The organism is Vibrio sp. C8 (assembly GCF_054051265.1).
Genome location: NZ_JBPAOE010000001.1, coordinates 31,963 through 49,285, shown reverse-complemented (window position 1 = coordinate 49,285; position 17,323 = coordinate 31,963). Strand labels below are relative to the sequence as shown.

Annotated in this window: 14 protein-coding genes; 7 read left to right on the top strand and 7 right to left on the bottom strand. The window is 44.9% G+C overall.

Annotated elements, in window-relative coordinates:
- The first annotated feature begins 168 nt into the window (after positions 1-168).
- The 3 genes from rnm to rluB all read left to right on the top strand — a co-directional run bounded on the left by rnm (position 169) and on the right by rluB (position 2,916).
- Positions 169-1,056 carry an RNase RNM gene (gene rnm / locus ACRQQK_RS00205; RefSeq protein ID WP_457509250.1) on the top strand — a complete coding sequence of 296 codons (888 nt, stop codon included), beginning with the start codon at positions 169-171 and terminating at the stop codon, positions 1,054-1,056.
- Positions 1,057-1,058: 2 nt separating this feature from the next.
- Positions 1,059-1,679: an L-threonylcarbamoyladenylate synthase gene (locus ACRQQK_RS00200; protein ID WP_457509248.1), complete on the top strand. Its 621-nt coding sequence runs from the start codon at positions 1,059-1,061 to the stop codon at positions 1,677-1,679.
- A 214-nt stretch (positions 1,680-1,893) separates the two neighbouring features.
- Positions 1,894-2,916 (top strand): 23S rRNA pseudouridine(2605) synthase RluB, encoded by a 1,023-nt coding sequence (gene rluB, locus ACRQQK_RS00195; RefSeq protein ID WP_457509247.1) that lies wholly within the window; start codon positions 1,894-1,896, stop codon positions 2,914-2,916.
- Between the two features lie 140 nt (positions 2,917-3,056).
- On the opposite strand, the gene cydC is transcribed toward rluB, so the two are convergent.
- From cydC to trxB, 3 genes are all read right to left on the bottom strand, one after another.
- Positions 3,057-4,778 carry a heme ABC transporter ATP-binding protein/permease CydC gene (gene cydC / locus ACRQQK_RS00190; protein ID WP_457509245.1) on the bottom strand — a complete coding sequence of 574 codons (1,722 nt, stop codon included), beginning with the start codon at positions 4,776-4,778 and terminating at the stop codon, positions 3,057-3,059.
- Positions 4,771-6,573 carry a heme ABC transporter permease/ATP-binding protein CydD gene (gene cydD / locus ACRQQK_RS00185; RefSeq protein ID WP_457509243.1) on the bottom strand — a complete coding sequence of 601 codons (1,803 nt, stop codon included), beginning with the start codon at positions 6,571-6,573 and terminating at the stop codon, positions 4,771-4,773. The genes cydC and cydD overlap by 8 nt, the downstream gene beginning before the upstream one ends.
- A 247-nt stretch (positions 6,574-6,820) precedes the next feature.
- Positions 6,821-7,780 carry a thioredoxin-disulfide reductase gene (gene trxB / locus ACRQQK_RS00180; RefSeq protein ID WP_042488339.1) on the bottom strand — a complete coding sequence of 320 codons (960 nt, stop codon included), beginning with the start codon at positions 7,778-7,780 and terminating at the stop codon, positions 6,821-6,823.
- A 170-nt stretch (positions 7,781-7,950) separates the two neighbouring features.
- Between trxB and ACRQQK_RS00175 the strand changes: the two genes are divergently transcribed.
- The 3 genes from ACRQQK_RS00175 (at position 7,951) to ACRQQK_RS00165 (ending at position 10,662) form a co-directional block, all read left to right on the top strand.
- Positions 7,951-8,340 carry an ACT domain-containing protein gene (locus ACRQQK_RS00175; RefSeq protein WP_102964372.1) on the top strand — a complete coding sequence of 130 codons (390 nt, stop codon included), beginning with the start codon at positions 7,951-7,953 and terminating at the stop codon, positions 8,338-8,340.
- 440 nt (positions 8,341-8,780) lie between these two features.
- Complete coding sequence (locus ACRQQK_RS00170; RefSeq protein ID WP_180980186.1) at positions 8,781-9,437, top strand: 2OG-Fe dioxygenase family protein; 657 nt, start codon at positions 8,781-8,783, stop codon at positions 9,435-9,437.
- Complete coding sequence (locus tag ACRQQK_RS00165; protein ID WP_457509240.1) at positions 9,421-10,662, top strand: cysteine desulfurase-like protein; 1,242 nt, start codon at positions 9,421-9,423, stop codon at positions 10,660-10,662. Before ACRQQK_RS00170 ends, ACRQQK_RS00165 begins: the two co-directional genes overlap by 17 nt.
- A 71-nt stretch (positions 10,663-10,733) precedes the next feature.
- Here ACRQQK_RS00165 and ACRQQK_RS00160 read toward each other — a convergent pair whose 3' ends face one another.
- The 4 genes from ACRQQK_RS00160 to ACRQQK_RS00145 all read right to left on the bottom strand — a co-directional run bounded on the left by ACRQQK_RS00160 (position 10,734) and on the right by ACRQQK_RS00145 (position 14,591).
- A complete protein-coding gene (locus ACRQQK_RS00160; RefSeq protein ID WP_457509238.1) occupies positions 10,734-11,561 on the bottom strand; it encodes a DUF2797 domain-containing protein in 828 nt (275 codons plus the stop codon).
- Between the two features lie 98 nt (positions 11,562-11,659).
- The gene (locus ACRQQK_RS00155) at positions 11,660-12,460 is read right to left on the bottom strand and encodes a SanA/YdcF family protein (protein WP_457509236.1); all 801 of its coding nucleotides are present in this window, start codon (positions 12,458-12,460) and stop codon (positions 11,660-11,662) included.
- A gap of 23 nt (positions 12,461-12,483) precedes the next feature.
- Positions 12,484-12,807, bottom strand: a complete 324-nt coding sequence (locus tag ACRQQK_RS00150; RefSeq protein WP_042488356.1) for a DUF3392 domain-containing protein — start codon at positions 12,805-12,807, stop codon at positions 12,484-12,486.
- A 95-nt stretch (positions 12,808-12,902) separates the two neighbouring features.
- Positions 12,903-14,591 carry an NAD-dependent malic enzyme gene (locus ACRQQK_RS00145; protein ID WP_457509234.1) on the bottom strand — a complete coding sequence of 563 codons (1,689 nt, stop codon included), beginning with the start codon at positions 14,589-14,591 and terminating at the stop codon, positions 12,903-12,905.
- Positions 14,592-14,810: 219 nt separating this feature from the next.
- Between ACRQQK_RS00145 and ACRQQK_RS00140 the strand changes: the two genes are divergently transcribed.
- Positions 14,811-17,159 carry a helicase-related protein gene (locus tag ACRQQK_RS00140; RefSeq protein WP_457509232.1) on the top strand — a complete coding sequence of 783 codons (2,349 nt, stop codon included), beginning with the start codon at positions 14,811-14,813 and terminating at the stop codon, positions 17,157-17,159.
- Positions 17,160-17,323: the final 164 nt, after the last annotated feature.

The following is a 17,323-nucleotide window of genomic DNA, read 5'->3' as shown; positions in this document are numbered from 1 at the left end:
CCACCAATTAATATTAAGCTCAGCAGAAGCTGTGCTTAAATTAGAATATGGGTTTGTGTTGATTTCTTGTAACATAGCAAGCCTTAATTTGTGCTCTCGTATTTGTGTACTAGTAAACTAGTGCGAGAGGTGAAAGTCAAGCCTTAAAAACAGGCAAAATTAAAAAATATGAAAATAGACTTACATAGTCATACGACAGCGTCTGATGGCCGCATGTCATACGAAGAACTGATTGAACGCGCTATCGGATTCAATGTTGATGTTCTTGCGATTACAGATCACGACACTATTGAGGCGTTAGCGCCAGCACGAGCTTATATTGAAGAGAAACAGCATCCAATTACGCTCATCAATGGTATTGAAATCTCGACGGTTTGGCAGAACAAAGACATTCATATTGTTGGTTTAAATATTGATCCGTTGAATCCACATCTGCAAGGTTTAATTGAGCAACAAAAAGAACACCGAGTCGGACGTGCGGAACTGATTGCTCATCGATTAGAGAAATCGACCCGAGAAGGGGTGCTTGAAGAAGTAAAAGCGATCGCAGGCGATGCTCCGATCACACGTGCCCATTTTGCTAAATGGCTGGTGGATGCGGGTTACGCGAAAAACCTTCAGCAAGTCTTTAAGAAATTTTTAACGCGCGATAATCCGGGTTATGTGCCGCCAAACTGGTGCTCTATGGCTGATGCGGTTAATGCGATTCATGCCGCCGGAGGACGGGCTGTGCTTGCTCATCCGGCGCGATATAACTTGACGGCTAAGTGGCTAAAGCGCTTAATTACTGCGTTTGCAGAAGCTGGTGGTGATGCAATGGAAGTTGCTCAACCTCAACAAGCTCAACAAGAAAGACGCACTTTGGCTGATTATGCTATACAATACAATCTATTAGCTTCTCAAGGCAGTGATTTTCATTACCCGTCTCCGTGGATGGAGTTAGGGCGAAATTTATGGCTGCCTTCAGGCGTGGAACCCGTCTGGAAAGACTGGGAAATACTCTCTAAAGATAGATCTGAGAGACTAGGGCAAGAGACCCTAGGTAATGAGGAATAATAATGAGCCAGTTTTTTTATGTTCATCCAGAAAACCCACAAGCGCGTCTAATCAATCAGGCGGTTGCCATAATTCGCAATGGTGGGGTGATTGTTTACCCAACCGATTCCGGTTATGCGTTAGGCTGCCAGCTAGAAAATAAACAGGCACTAGAACGTATTTGTCAGATCCGTCGCTTAGATGACAAACACAACTTCACACTGTTGTGCCGCGATTTGTCTGAGATTTCACTATACGCTCGCGTGGATAACACGGCTTTCCGTTTATTGAAGAACAATACGCCGGGACCTTACACCTTTATTTTTAAAGGTACGAAAGAGGTGCCCCGTCGCTTAATGAACCCTAAGCGTAAAACCATTGGTATCCGTATTCCAAACAACAAAATTGCATTGGATCTGCTTGAAGCATTGGGCGAACCTTTGATGTCGACGTCGCTTATTTTACCGGGCAATGAGACGACGGAATCTGATCCTGATGAAATTCGTGATTGTCTTGAACACGCGGTTGATGTGATTCTGAATGGCGGATTTTTGGGTGAGCAGCCGACAACAGTGATTGATTTCAGCGATGATGAGCCACAAGTCGTCCGTGTTGGTTCGGGTGATCCAATACCGTTTGAATAAGCGGTGCAACGAGACAAGGTTCTTTTTTGTTCACGTTCGCGTCCACTCGGGTTTGCCTTGTTAAATCTCTACTTAGTTTGGGGATAAACTGGATGCTTTTATCGGTGTAATCTGTAATAATGCGCGACCGCGATTTTTGCCAGAATAACTGGTACTGAAGTCAGATCGCATACTAATATTTCGACGTCTGAGAAGACGACACAAAGGTAGATAAATGAGCGAAAAGTTACAAAAGGTTTTAGCACGCGCCGGTCATGGTTCTCGTCGTGAGTTAGAAGCTCTGATTAGAGCGGGTCGTGTTAGTGTTAATGGCAAGGTAGCTACGTTGGGTGAGCGCTTGGAAGATGAAAGCGCTGTTGTACGTATTGACGGGCATACCGTATCAGCAAAAGCACAAGAAGAAGTTGTATGTCGCGTACTTGCGTATTACAAACCTGAAGGTGAGTTATGTACTCGTCATGACCCTGATGGTCGCCGTACGGTTTTTGATCGTCTACCGAAGATTCGTGGCTCACGCTGGATTTCAGTAGGTCGTCTGGATGCAAACACTTCAGGTCTGCTTCTGTTCACTACTGATGGTGAGTTAGCAAACCGTTTGATGCACCCAAGCCGTCAAGTGGAACGTGAATACTTAGTGCGTGTTTTCGGTGAAGTAACTGAAGATAAAATACGCAACCTAGTTCGCGGAGTTCAACTGGACGACGGTTTAGCGCGTTTTGAAGACGTGGTATACGCTGGTGGTGAAGGTATGAACCACACCTTTTACGTTGTTATCAACGAAGGTCGTAACCGCGAAGTTCGTCGTCTTTGGGAATCTCAAGAGACCACAGTTAGCCGTCTTAAACGTGTACGTTATGGTGATATCTTCCTAGATAAGAAATTGCCTCGTGGCGGTTGGATGGAGCTAGATCTTAAGCAGGTAAACTACTTGCGTGAACTGGTTGATCTTCGCCCTGAAAGCGAAACTATGCTGGATCTAGATAAAGACAATACCTCTCGTAAACGTGAACGTTCTCGTAGTCAGAAAATTCGTCGAGCTGTTCGTCGTCATGAAGAGCGTGTAACGGCACCTGCACCGAAAGGCCGTCGTAAGCCGACAGCTGCAACGAACAAGCCATCATCTGGTGAGCACGGTTCTCGAGCAAAAGCGGGCACGGCTGGCAAAGGTCAAGCTGGTGGTAAAGGCAGAACAGGCGGAAAGCCAGCACAAAAGAATACACCTCGTACTCGTAAATAGCCTTTATTAAATCGTTGTACCTTTATCGAATGAAAAATCCTGAGCTTAGCTCGGGATTTTTTGTTTCTGAATCCAGCATATTTTCGTTGGCTGGAGATGAGAATAAAAAAGCCCTTTAGGAAACTAAAGGGCTTTGTCTTTTATAGGGTCTGAGTCAGCTGATAATAGCGACCTTGCTGTGCTAGTAACGCTTCATGGTTACCATGCTCGACTACTTCACCTTGTTCAATCAAACATATCGCATCCATTTGATCTAAATTGACTAGACGGTGTGTAATGAAGATGACCGTTTTACCTGAGAAATGAGACTTAAACAGATCCATGATTTGCTGTTCTGTTTGTTTATCCAAACCTTCGGTTGGTTCATCCAGCAATAGGATAGGGGCGTTATGCAAAATAGCGCGCGAGATGCCAATACGGCGTTTCTCACCACCTGAAAGCTGACGTCCGCCATCTCCCAGCCACGTATCTAATCCCGGAGCTTCAAGTAGCTTTTGTAATCCCACTCGTTCGAGAATTGCGCACAACTCTTCGTCCGTAGCTTGCGGTTTTGCCATTAGTAGGTTATCTCGCAAGGAGCCATTCAAGATGTCGACACGTTGGCTGACGACACTGATGGATGCGCGCAGGTCACTTTCACTCCAGTTTTTCAGAGGCGTTTCGGCGATTTTAATCTCACCTTGGTTAGTATCCCAGTAACGGCAGAGCAATTGGATCAGCGTTGATTTCCCCGAACCTGTTTGACCAACAATAGCAAGTTTGTGGCCTGCTGGTACCGAAACTCGGACATTGTTCAGCACTTGCTGTTCGCTGTCTGGGTATTGGAACGACACACCGTCGAACTCTACTGAAAACTCACCTGAATGTGGTGCATTTTGTGTAGGGAATACAACATCAGGCTCACTAAGTATGACTTCATTCAAACGACGGGCAGAAGTCAGTGTTTGGCCTAAATGTTGGAATGCTCCCGCTATTGGCATGAGTAGCTCAAAGCTTGCCATGGTTGCGAAGATCATCAGAGCGATCATAGGGTCAGGTGCCTGACCGTTAACACCGTCAGCCGCTAGCCACAGCATCAGAACCAGTGTCCAGCCATTTGCCAATAACAGAAGGGCTTGGGCTAAACCAGTAAAGCTCGCATTGATTTTCTGATTAGTCAGCAATTTTTCTTGCGCGGTGTAAATGGCTTCGCGGTAACGAGATTCCGCACCAAAGATAGTAAGTTCACTATAGCCTTGCAGCCAGTCCATGGTTGCAATACGCATATCTGCTTTATTTTGGGTAAGTTCAGCACCGTTACGCTTGCCAAGCTTGTAGAACATAACCGGCCAAAGCAACAGTAGCACAAAGAGTACGGAACCCAGTACTAATCCTAAGCTTGAATCGAACCAGCAAAGTAGTGCAGTAATTGCAGCAATACCGAGCACACCAATGGTTACGGGGCTGATAAGGCGTAAGTAAACATGGTCCATTGCATCGATATCGGCAACAAGACGGTTTAAAAGGTCTGCATCACGCAGGTTTGAGATTCGGCCTGGAATCATAGGTGCGAGTTTTCCAAAAAAGAAAATTCGCAAGTCAGTCAGCAGTTTGAACGTGGCGTTATGGCTTACGACTCGCTCGCCCCAGCGTCCCGCCGTACGCCCCATGGCAAAGCCGCGAACGAATGCACCCGGCAACATATAGTTGAACGTTTCACGGGCAATCGTTAAGCCAGCAACCGCAGCGGCAGAGAGGAACCATCCTGAAAGGGTAAGTAAACCAATTGATGCTAACAGGGTTAGAAACGCCAGCAACATCCCGAGAGACAAACCAAACCAGTGCTTTTTATACAGTTTTAAGTATGGCAGTAAATCACGCATCTAGATTCCCCTTATCAGCTTCTTGAACGGCTTGATTGGACGCTAACATTGAGGCAAAAAGACCTTGTTGTTGGCTGAGCGTATTGAAATCTCCGGATTGCTCAAGCAAGCCATCGCGCATGACGAGGATTTGATTGACGGATTTCAACGGGAGTAGTTGGTGAGTGACAAGCAGTGCTGTTTTGTTTGCAATTTGAGTATTAAGACCTTGCATGACCAACTGTTCGCTGTGTGCATCTAAACTCGCGGTTGGTTCATCCAGTAACCAGAAACGGCCTTTTTGTAGCATCGCACGGGCTAGGGCTAAGCGTTGTGCCTGACCTACAGACAAGCCACCAGAGCGATCACTGATCATATAATCCAAACCATGCTTGTTAACAAACTCTGAAGCATAAGCATTATCGAGCACTTCTTGAACGGCTTGGTCAGTAATATCGTTCTTACCTAGGGTTACGTTGTCACGAATTGTGCCGTGTACCAGTAACGGGTTTTGACCAACCCAGCTTATCGCTTTGCGCCAACTTGTATGATCGAGTTGGCTGAGCTCGATGCCATTAATCGTCAAACTGCCTTGATATGGCATAAACCCTAAAATGGCATTTATCAGGCTGGTTTTACCTGCGCCGCTTGGGCCAACCAATGCTGTGGTTTCATTGTTGTTCAAAGTGAAAGAAACAGGGCCAACTAAGCGTTTACCTTCAGGGCTTAGAACTTCCAAATCACGAGCAACGATCTCAACAGAATCATTGCTCGATTGATGATTCGTCGGAAGAGGCGTTGAACCCGAAGCCACTTTGCTCACATCGGTTTGTAAGAACTCAACAATACTTTCAGCCGCACCTACCGCTTGCTGTTTCGCATGATAATAAGTGCCCAGCTCACGCAGTGGCTGATAAAACTCTGGAGCGAGAATAAGAATAAACAAGCCGGAGAACAAGGTGACGCCTGCGCCGTAGTAACCAAATTCTAATTCGCCGATAAAGCTGAAACCGAAGTAAACCGCAGTAATCGCAATTGAAATCGACGTAAAGAACTCAAGTACGGCGGAAGATAAGAATGCTATGCGTAAAACATCCATAGTCCGCTTACGGAATACTTCAGATGCACCGCGCATATGCTCTGTTTCTGCTGCTGTACGGTCAAACAGACGAATCGTCGTCATTGACTGTAAGCGGTCATAGAAGTGACCAGAAAGACGTTGCAGTGCTTTAAAGTTTTTTCTGCCTGCGTCAGCGGCTTTAATACCAACTAGCGCCATAAATAACGGAACGAGGGGAGCTGTGATCAAGAATATCAAACCAGCAGCCCAGTTGACTGGAAATACTACGATGAGAATGACAAACGGGATCAATACGGAAAGCGACATCTGCGGTAAGTAGCGAGCAAAGAAGTCGTGCATGTTTTCAACTTGCTCTAGTGTCAGCGTCGCCCATGCCCCAGCAGGCTTGCCTTTGATATAAGCAGGGCCTAACTCACGCAGTTTATCGAAGATTAGCTGGCGGATGTAAATTCGGATTTCTTTACCGGCTTTAAAGCCTGCGATCTCTCGTCCCCAGGTACATCCAGCGCGTGCAGCAACAGTCACCACTAAACCCAAAAAGTAAGGGATTAGCGAGTGTTTGTCTGCATGCACGATAATCACCTGATGCAAAATTGTCGCGAGTAGAGCCGCTTGGGCAAGTAGAAATAGGCTCGAAAGTACCCCAAGCCCAACAGCAATCATAAGCCAGCGCTTGGCTAATTTACTTTGCTGCTTGAGCCATGCGTTCAAGCTACGTTGTTTTTTCTTATCCATTATGTAAAGGCTTAATCATAATTATAATGTAATCCCCTTCCTTGATGGAGTGACAGCGGTTCTGCCTGTGTTCAGTAGTTCCGATCACCAATTGGTTGGTGATAAATGGAGCCTATTCACTTGCCGCCGAGCTGTTACGTCAATAAGTTGGGGTTTTGTTGAGGCTGAGTAGTATACAAAAGAAAACCCAGCGGATATACCGCTGGGTTTATGAGTTAGCTATTAATAATGCAAATTAATTGTGTGCTTATTTGTCATTAAGGCTGTCTAGATAGCGCTCTGCGTCTAACGCAGCCATACAACCAGTACCGGCAGAAGTAATCGCCTGACGGTAGTTGTGGTCCATAACGTCACCAGCAGCAAAGATACCTTCGATGCTGGTTTGAGTGGCATTACCTTCCAGACCGGATTTCACAATAATATAGCCGTCTTTCATTTCAAGCTTGCCTTCAAAAATCGCTGTATTCGGCTGGTGACCAATCGCGATGAATGCACCCATCACTTCCAAATCTTCAGTCTTGTCTGATTGCGTATCTTTTAGGCGAACACCCGTTACACCCATCTCATCACCCAAGACTTCATCCAGAGTGCGATCGGTGTGTAGAACGATATTGCCGTTCTCTACTTTGTCCATCAGACGGTTGATCAAGATCTTTTCTGCACGGAAGCTATCACGACGGTGAATCAGATGAACTTCAGATGCAATGTTTGATAGATACAGCGCTTCTTCAACCGCAGTGTTACCACCGCCGACAACCGCAACTTTCTGGTTACGATAGAAGAAACCGTCACACGTCGCGCAAGCCGATACGCCACGACCTTTAAAGGCTTCTTCAGAATCCAGACCGAGATATTTCGCTGATGCGCCAGTTGAAATAATCAACGCATCACAGGTGTATTCGCCTGAATCGCCTTTTAGACGGAAAGGACGCTGGCTGAAATCCACTTCGTTGATGTGGTCGAACACGATCTCTGTTTCAAATCGCTCTGCGTGTTCTTTCATTCTTTCCATTAGTGCTGGGCCTGTTAGACCTTCAGCGTCACCCGGCCAGTTTTCGACTTCAGTTGTCGTAGTCAACTGACCGCCTTGTTGCATGCCAGTCACTAACACTGGGTTTAAATTCGCGCGCGCTGCATATACCGCTGCGGTATAGCCAGCAGGGCCCGAACCTAAGATAAGAAGTTTGCAATGTTTAACGTCGCTCATTATTGCTCCAATCGTTTAATGATCGAAAAGTTAACTCGATTGTAGGGATAAATTACTAGGAATAAAAGGAGAAACAGCCGAATAAATGGTTATAGTTTAGAATTATAAATAGGGTTGAATTCCTTGTTTTTAAAAGGGATTTGAGCCGTTCACTGGAGAATGGAGCAAAAATGGCGGGAATAACAGACTTACAACAACTACTTAGTTCAATGCAGCCACATTTAGTTGAAGGGGAATTTGTGTTTTGCACACTAACCGGCAAGGTAGATGAGTATCTGCACTGGCAACCTGTTGCGGCTTTCTGTGAACAAGAAGGCTTAAGTTTGGTGATACGTAAACAGACGGCTTTGGAGAATCACATCGAGTTTGAAAACACATACCGACAAATCACTTTAACGGTGCATTCCAGTCTCGATGCTGTGGGCTTAACGGCTGCCGTGTCCACCAAATTAGCTTCTCATGGTATTAGCGCGAATGTGATTGCCGCTTTTTATCACGATCATATTTTTGTTCAATCCTGTCATGCCGAAACGGCATTAACGCTTTTATCAAATTGGTAGCTTGAAGTGAAAGGGCCGGGATTTTTTCGGTCTTACTCGCTTATATCACTTGACATTAAATGACTTCATATTGACTTGAATCTAGGGTTTTTACACTAGGCTTTCCTCTCTTTGTTTGACCTGTTGCATAGCGAAAAATTCTTCCCCCTTTAAATCTGCGATGTTAAGCGAATTAGCCAATGGAAATGAGAAATAATAGATTTAAATGAATATGTTAGGTGAGTTTAAGGGAAAGCGTTCAAATTTAGCCTTCCTAAAGGTTATGAATTGAAGTAATAGACCGCTTTTTTGACAATTTGTAGTGTATTATTCTTTTTTTGTTTAAATTTGTGGGTTTTGTTGCCGTGAAAACTGGAATTCACCAAATTAATGCGTACTATAAATGTAAAATAATTGTTAAATATAATAATAACAAAAGTGTCTTCATTAAGGAGTCGATGATGTTGCACTCACACTTAAATACCCTACATATAACTCAATTGAGTCAAAACGCTTTATCCCAGCTTGCGCCATCTTTTGTTAACTTGCCACGTACTGATCATGCTGACGGGCAGTATCGACTACGTCGCTACTCTGTGGTTCGGTTTATCGAAGGCAAAGTGCTCCCGACGGATAAGCACGACTTTATGCAATCCGACGACATTAACCATTTCCAAGGCAATGTCGTTCGTCATTTTGAACCGATCTTATCCTCGACTTTGAGAAGTGAAGGTATGAGAGAAATGTGCGAGTTGTTTGTCAGCAGTAATGAACTTCCAGACGGTCAAGAAATCGAAATCCACCAGATGCGTATTGCGGCCATCTTCGATGAAACCCAAGTCGCACCTGAAGGTGTTCATCAAGATGGCTTTGACCATATCGCCATTATTGGTATCGACCGACACAACATTGTGGGCGGGGAAATCATGCTTTATCAAGATTGCCATGACGCACCGTTTTTCCGCAAAGTGCTAGATAACGGTGAAGTTGCGATGCTGGCAGATAACATACTTTGGCATAACGCTCGTCCGATTCGTTCAGTTGAACATGGTGAAGAAGGGCATATGGACGTATTCGTATTAACCGCGAAAGGAGCAAAGAATGCCCTCCAATCTTAATGCATTCAGTTTAGAAACAGTGAGAGGGCAGTTTTCTGCTCTCTCACAAATGCATAACGACAAACCTGTGATTTTCTTTGATGGGCCGGGTGGTTCTCAGGTACCGCAATCTGTGATTGTTCAGATGTCGCACTACCTTGGTCACTACAATTCCAATTTGGGTGGACACTATTTTTCCAGCCGAATTACCACCGATTTGATGCAACAAGCTCGCGAGCATGCTCAGGCACTTTTAAATGCAGAGTCTTCAGGCAACATTGTGTTTGGTGCAAACATGACGTCACTGACTTTTCAGCTTAGCCGAGCCATCAGTCGAGAGTGGAATGAAGGTGATGAAATCATAGTGACGTCGCTTGACCATTACTCGAATGTTTCAAGTTGGCAACAAGCAGCACAGGACAAAGGAGTTGTTGTTCATCAGGCACAAGTGGATATCACAGACTGCACTTTGGATACCGAACACTTACTGTCTTTAATCAACTCTAAAACTAAGCTGGTGGCGGTGACTTATGCATCGAATACCACTGGCTCAATTGTTGATGTGAAACGAATTGTCGATGAAGCGCATCGCTATGGCGCTATCGTCTATGTTGATGCTGTTCACTATGCACCGCATCACCTGATTGATGTTCAGCAGTTGGGGTGTGATTTTCTTGCATGTTCTGCCTATAAGTTCTTCGGCCCGCACGTGGGCATGGCTTATGTTGCGCCTCACTGGTTGCATGCATTGAAGCCTTATAAGGTTGAACCGGCAACCAATATTGGTCCGGGTCGTTATGAAACGGGTACGCAAAGCTTTGAAGGTTTAGCGGGTGTGATTGCGGCGATTGAATATCTCGCCCAATGGGGAAACCCCGAGGACAGTTTGCGCCAGCGGTTGGTCACGAGCTTTGAGCAGTATAATCACCATGAACAACAATTAAGTGCTTACTTTCTGGAAAAATTAAGCCAACTTCATGGCGTAACACTTTATGGTTTACCATGCTCGGATAGTGAGAAGCGCACCCCAACATTTGCGATTCGAATGAACCACTTCCCGCCGGAATTTGTCGCAAAAACCTTAGGTGAGCACAACATATGTGTCTGGAACGGACACTTCTATGCTCTGGGGTTGGTTCGTCAGCTTGGATTGGAACAAAATGGTGGTGTGATTCGTATAGGTTTTATGCACTACAACACCAAAAGTGAAATAGACGAGCTGTTTAAAGTGCTTTCTAGCTTGTAGGTTCTGAATAACAAGGTCTAAAGAAGAAGGGCTCGGTGCTATACCGAGCCCTTCTTCTTTATAAAGAGAGTTTATTCTGCGCTCACTTCGACTTCATAAGAGGTGAACTTACGAATGTTGATAACACCCGTATCCAAAATGAGGTACTGGCCCTTTATACCTTGCAGTACGCCGCGAACAACCGGTTCTTTATCAAAGTTATGCGAGGTGATCTTGCTTGGAAACACTTCTACAGGGTATTGAATCTCGGTGATTTGAGCGTTGACCTCTTCGACGGCATCGTCACCGAATCGCTGTTTAATCTCTGCGATCTTTTCTTCAACCAGCGGACGCAGCTTAGCAAACTGTTCCTCTAAAGGGAGCGGGGCACCATTGCCTTTTAAGAGTGTACGCCAGTTTGTTTTGTCGGCGATGTGCTTAGCCAGTTCTACTTCAACCAAGCCAGAGATGTGGCGAGTTTTAACCTTATAGATAGGCAGGCCTTGAGTCGCCCCTTGATCTATCCAGCGGGTTGGAATTTGCGTATGGCGCGTGATGCCCACCTTTATGCTTGACGTGTTTGATAAGTAAACATAATGGTCAACCATGCAATGGTCTTGTGCCCAATCTGGTTCACGGCAGGTGCCTTGATCAAAATGGCAAGTTTCCGGCTTCATAATACACATGTCGCAGCTCGCCAGTTTAGTCATACACACATAGCAATGACCTTGCGAATAGCTTTTTTTGGTTTTCTTACCGCATGAACAACAGAAAATATTGCCAGTGTGCTTTAGCGTGATGGGTTTATTGATGAACGGATTCAGGTCGACAAAACCTTCGCCGACAGGCAATTGATAGTGAACATTTTCGCCCAGTTGAGCGCGCATTTTGTTTAATACGCCCGATGCGATGACAGACATGACATTACTCGTGTTTTATTAGTTTGCGCCAACTGTAACAAAAAAAAGTGGCAACAATAAATAATGGCGGAAAAAAACCAAGAATTGTCAGCTAAAAGCTATTGCGAGTCGTTGTGTGTCGGGTGTTCTGTCTGTTCTTCAACCATCTGATCTTGTGGTGTTGAGTCTGTGGTCTTTTCAGAATTTGTCGTTGCTTCTTCTAATTCAGTGGTTGGCTCTGACTCAATAATAATTGGTTCTTTAGGGCCTAAGAACTTAGGTTGAGTGTTGAAAATGTAGAGATCGAAAAATGCTTTGGTGCGCGCAAAGACTTCTCGAGTACGAGTCTTAATTCCAGAATGATTAACAGGGTCTGACACTGCAAGGCAGGTGGCATTGATGTCGTGATACTGAGCTATAAACAGAGCACGCTCACAATGGAAGCGTTGTGTGATAATCAAGAAATTATCCGTATCAAAAATACGTTTTGCGCGAACTATGGAATCTAAGGTTCTAAACCCAGCGTAATCCAAGAAAATACTGCCATCAGGTATACCTGCTTTGAGCAAATCTCGTTTCATTGTCCAAGGTTCATTGTAGGAGCGATGAGCATTGTCGCCACTGAGTAAGAAGCGATTTACTTTACCCAAGTCATAAAGTGAGATAGCTGCATTGATGCGGTGTGAATAGTACTCGTTAAGCGTTTTTCCCAGATACTTACTGGTGCCCAAAACCACAGCTACCTGAAATTCAGGAACCTGTGTGATATCACTGATGATATGGTCTTCACTTCTCAAGCTTACCCAGCGATCTATTCCAACAATGGATAGTGCGCTTAAGATAACCAAAATAGAGAGAAGTCTTAGACCACGCTTAAGTAACGACATGCCTTTAAACTTACCGTTTTTACATTTAAGCATGAGCATACTGAGCGAATTCGATTTTAGATGTGACGATGTTTTTGAGCCCATAATCCAATTACAACGAAACTGCCTGTGACTAAACAAAACATCATGCCCTGTTCTAAATTTGCGAGTGTCCGAGTTAAGTAAGGGCTTGCTTTGATGATGATTAATCCGTAACCAAATGCATTGACTAAGATAAAGGCGACAGTTCTAAAAATAAAGTGCTGATTACGCATTACACGGCGTAATAAAGCATTAATCTCACCACCGAGCATCACCAGTAGGCAGGCTATTAAGGCAACGGAAATGTCACTCAGATACGGCGCAATATAATGTCCGGCAGGTGCGAAGAAACTTAACATAGGTAATTACCAAACAGAAGATTATTTATTGGGTGAATGGTTGTGCTTTACAAAAAGCCCCCGTACGTTGGCTTTGGGGGCTTAGGTCTATTGAATTAGAATGCTGTGCGTTTGTAGCGGCGGTACGTTGGTTGCCAGAAATGGTTTTCGATAGCCAGTTCTAGTGCTTCATCCGTAATTTCTAGTGCTACACCTTGCTCAATGGCTTTCTTTGCCACCGCAAAGGCTATTTTCTTCGATACAGAATGGATGGCTTCCAAAGGTGGTAACAACGGGCCGTGACCATTAATAGCTAATGGTGAACATGTTGCTAACGCACGACTTGATTCCATCAGCATAGCATCTGTTACACGTTTTGCGCCCACAGCCAGAACACCAAGGCCAATACCTGGGAAGATGTAGCTGTTGTTACACTGCGCAATTGGGTAAGTTTTACTTTCGTGAACCACAGGGTCAAATGGACTGCCTGTTGCAACTAGGGCTTCACCATTTGTCCAACGAATAATATCGTTAGGTGTTGCTTCTACGCGGCTTGTTGGATTCGAAAGCGGGAACACAATTGGACGAGGGCAGTGTAGGTGCATCTCTTTAATCACTTCTTCACTGAACAAGCCTGGTGCGCCAGAAACACCAACAAGAACAGTTGGTTTAGCATTACGAACTACTTCAAGTAATGAATAGCCGTTGTTTTCTGAAACCCAGTCTTTAGTGTTTGATTTTTTCTGAACAAGTCGTTGTTGGAAGTCCAGCAGATTAGGCATACCTTCTTCCAGTAAGCCCCAACGGTCAACCATGTAAACTTGTGAACGAGCTTGCTGATCGGAAATACCTTCAGAAACCATTTGAGCAATGATGGCTTCCGCAATGCCACAACCGGCAGAACCTGCACCAAGGAAAGTGATACGTTGTTCACATAGCTGGGTCCCTGCCGCTTTACAAGCTGCTAGCAGAGAACCAACAGTAATGGCTGCAGTACCTTGAATATCATCATTGAAGCAGCAGATACGATTTTTATAACGCTCAAGCAGAGGCATCGCGTTTTTCTGCGCAAAGTCTTCAAACTGGATAAGAGCATCAGGCCAACGGTGTTGAACTGCTTGAATGAACTCGTCTACAAACTGATCGTATTCTGCACCAGTAATACGAGGATGACGCCACCCCATGTACATAGGGTCCGCTAAACGCTGTGGGTTGTTTGTACCAACATCAAGCACGATTGGCAAAGTGTAAGCCGGGCTGATACCTCCACATGCGGTGTATAGAGATAGTTTACCAATTGGAATACCCATACCGCCGATACCTTGGTCGCCCAAACCTAGAATACGTTCACCATCGGTAACAACGATGACTTTAACATTGTGGTTTGCAGCGTTGTTAAGTAGGTCATCAATACGATCACGGTTAGAGTAAGAAATGAATAGGCCACGACCACGACGGTAGATATTAGAAAAATTTTCACATGCAGCGCCAACGGTCGGCGTGTAGATGATTGGCATCATCTCTGAAATGTGGTTTTGCACTAAGCGGTAGAAGAGCGTTTCGTTTGTGTCTTGAATGTTACGCAGATAGATGTGCTTATCCATATCGTTGTCAAAGCTACAATATTGCTGGTAGGCACGAACCACTTGTTCCTGTATTGTTTCGGTTGTTTCAGGCAGAAGCCCTTCTAGATTGAACTGTGCTCGTTCTTCTGCTGAGAAACCACTACCTTTATTCAGTAGAGGTGTGCTCAAAAGAGCAGGCCCAGCATATGAAATATACAGAGGGCGTTTATCGTTATTCATTTTTGGCCTATGGATTTATGTGAAAAGGTTGACACAAAAATGATAACGGCTTGGTGACTGTCTTGTAAATAGACAACCGCTAGACTTCAGAACATTATGCTGCTTTATTCAAGTGTGTCTGAAGTTAATTGTATTTTGAGCGGTGATGTTGAGCGGAGACTAGAATCTGTATTCACCCAAACACATTCATCCATTGTTTCTTTTATCTTGTTATTTATTATGCCGTTACTTCCTATTCAGCCTTTAAAGCGCACATTTTTAACCACGCTTAATCAATCACCTGTCATCGTTGAAGCGGAAACGGGCTCTGGTAAGTCAACTTGTTTGCCACTTTGGGCTGCTGAACAGGGCAGAGTTCTCGTTATAGAGCCGCGCAGAATTGCGTGTACCTCTCTGTCGGAATATTTGGCTTTCCAACGTCAAGAGAAAGTCGGTGAAAGCATTGGTTATTCCATAAAACTGGAAAATCGCTTTAGCGAAGAATCTCAGGTGGTTTTTGTTACTCCGGGCGTCGCATTACGTTGGTTTGCTGAAGATAAGCTGGCGCGCTTTGATATTGTCATGTTGGATGAATTTCATGAAAGACGCTGGGACACAGATTTACTTGTAGCCTTACTTAAACAGCAACAAAAGATCCGCTTGATTGTTACCTCGGCAACCTTAGAAGGGGAGCGTTTAGCGGACTATTTAGGAGCGGTGAGACTAAAAGCAGAAGGACGGGTTTATGATGTTGCGGTCGAGTATAGAGCCACTGATTCACGGCAGTTACCTGACGCTCGTTACCTTGCCGAGCGTGTAAAGCAAGAAGTGACAGAGGTACTGACAAGAACCAGCGCAGATATTTTGGTCTTTCTTCCCGGGCGTAAAGAGATTCAGCAGTGCCAGCAAATACTCAGCAGTATAGAAAATATTATGGTTACTCCGCTGCATGCTTCGGTTTCTGATAAAGAGCGCAACCTCGCTCTCTCCCTGCAAAATCAGCAAAAAGTGGTGCTAGCGACCAACGTCGCTGAAACCTCGCTGACTATCCCCAATATTGGAGCCGTAATTGATAGCGGATTAGAACGAAGAAATGTGCAGCGTAACGGGCGAACCACACTCACTCTAAAACAGATTTCACAAGCAAGCGCCAAACAGAGAAGTGGTCGAGCAGGACGAGTGATGAATGGTATTGCGATTCGTCTTTATGGCCAGCATGCAGTGCTGGAGGCTGTAACGCCACCTTCTATGCAGCGTGAAGAGCTGGTGGAACCCATGTTAGCCTCAGCGAGCTGTGGTCATCGTCTATCGGATTTACATTTTTTAGAGCCTTTACCAGAAAAAACGCGAGTACAAGCAACGGATATTCTCACAGGCATGAAAGCGATCGATGAGCATGGCAACATTACGGAGCATGGTGTTCAGATAGCGCCGCTTCCGGTGGATGCCCTTTATGCCGATTTGGTTGCGCGTATTGAATCCAAGCCTTTAAAAGAGGCGATGATCGATCTCGCTGCGGCGCTTTCCGTTCCTGCTTCGGTTTACAAACTATCATCGAACGAAGAGGCTTTAGAAAAGCTCAGTCAAGAAGAACCCCAATGCTGTGATGGTCAGTTGTTGATTCAACTGGTTCGAGGAAAAGAGTATTCGGCGATTAACCTTGATCTTGAAGCATTGAAAGAGGCTCAAGGATTATCCAAGCAGATGAGAGAGATCTACGGACTACCGCAAATAGAGGTGGCTTCTCGATATCAACATCATGCGTTGACTCAAGCGATTGCAGCGCTTCACCCTGAGTTGGTGTTTGTGCGTAGAGAGCGACGGAAAGAAGCACTGGCTAATGGACAAATGGAAGTGCTGATCGGCCGAAATAGTCGATTTTCCTCTAAAGCCGAAGCTGCATTGGTGCTTGACCAGCACAGTTTGCCCGGGCGGGGAGTGAAGCAGACCCTGACACTAGCTACAGTGATGATGCCTGTTTCTTTTGATTTGATAGAAGAACTGCAACTTGGGCATTGGACGCAGGTGGAAGCTAGCCTTGATAATGGTGTGCTGATGTCTGAGCAACAGCTTATTCATGCTGGTCGCGTAATCAAGTCTAAAAGCGTAGAAGCCAGTGGCGAGTTTGCCATTCAATCGATCGTAAACGCCGTTATAGCTGAAAAGTGTTTTGCTGGATTTGCGAAGCAGCGTACAGCCGAGATTGAACTATGGAAAATCTATGTTGAACTGGGGTTGGATGAAAAGACGAAAAACCATGATGACCTGACTTTTACCACATGGTTTGAACAGCAATTGACGGCTTTAGGTATTTGCTCACTTGAAGAGTTGGTCATGTTCAGTGGCGACGATTTCCCGTTTGAAGGTATACCATATTGGGAAAAAGAAGAGTTCGCCGATTTATATCCGCTCGAAATAACCCTAAGTGATATCCAACTTAAGGTTGAGTATTTTGTGCAACGAAAACTGGTGTGCGTCATCTATCAAGGTGGCTTACGCAAAGGCGATCCAAAACGCTGGGAGTTACCTCGTTGGTCCGGTTATCGGGTTCAATATCGCAAAGCCAGCAGAGTCGTAGATATCCGCTGAATATGTTTTAAATCTAAAATATTAATCATTAAGGCATAGGTTGTTGAACGCTGTAGCTACTTTTTGTTACCAATTTGGTTTTTATATATCAGTGGCCATGAAAATAAGGGCATAAAAGAACGTTTTTTTATATCGTATTGCTATAAAGTTAGGGATGTCTAATA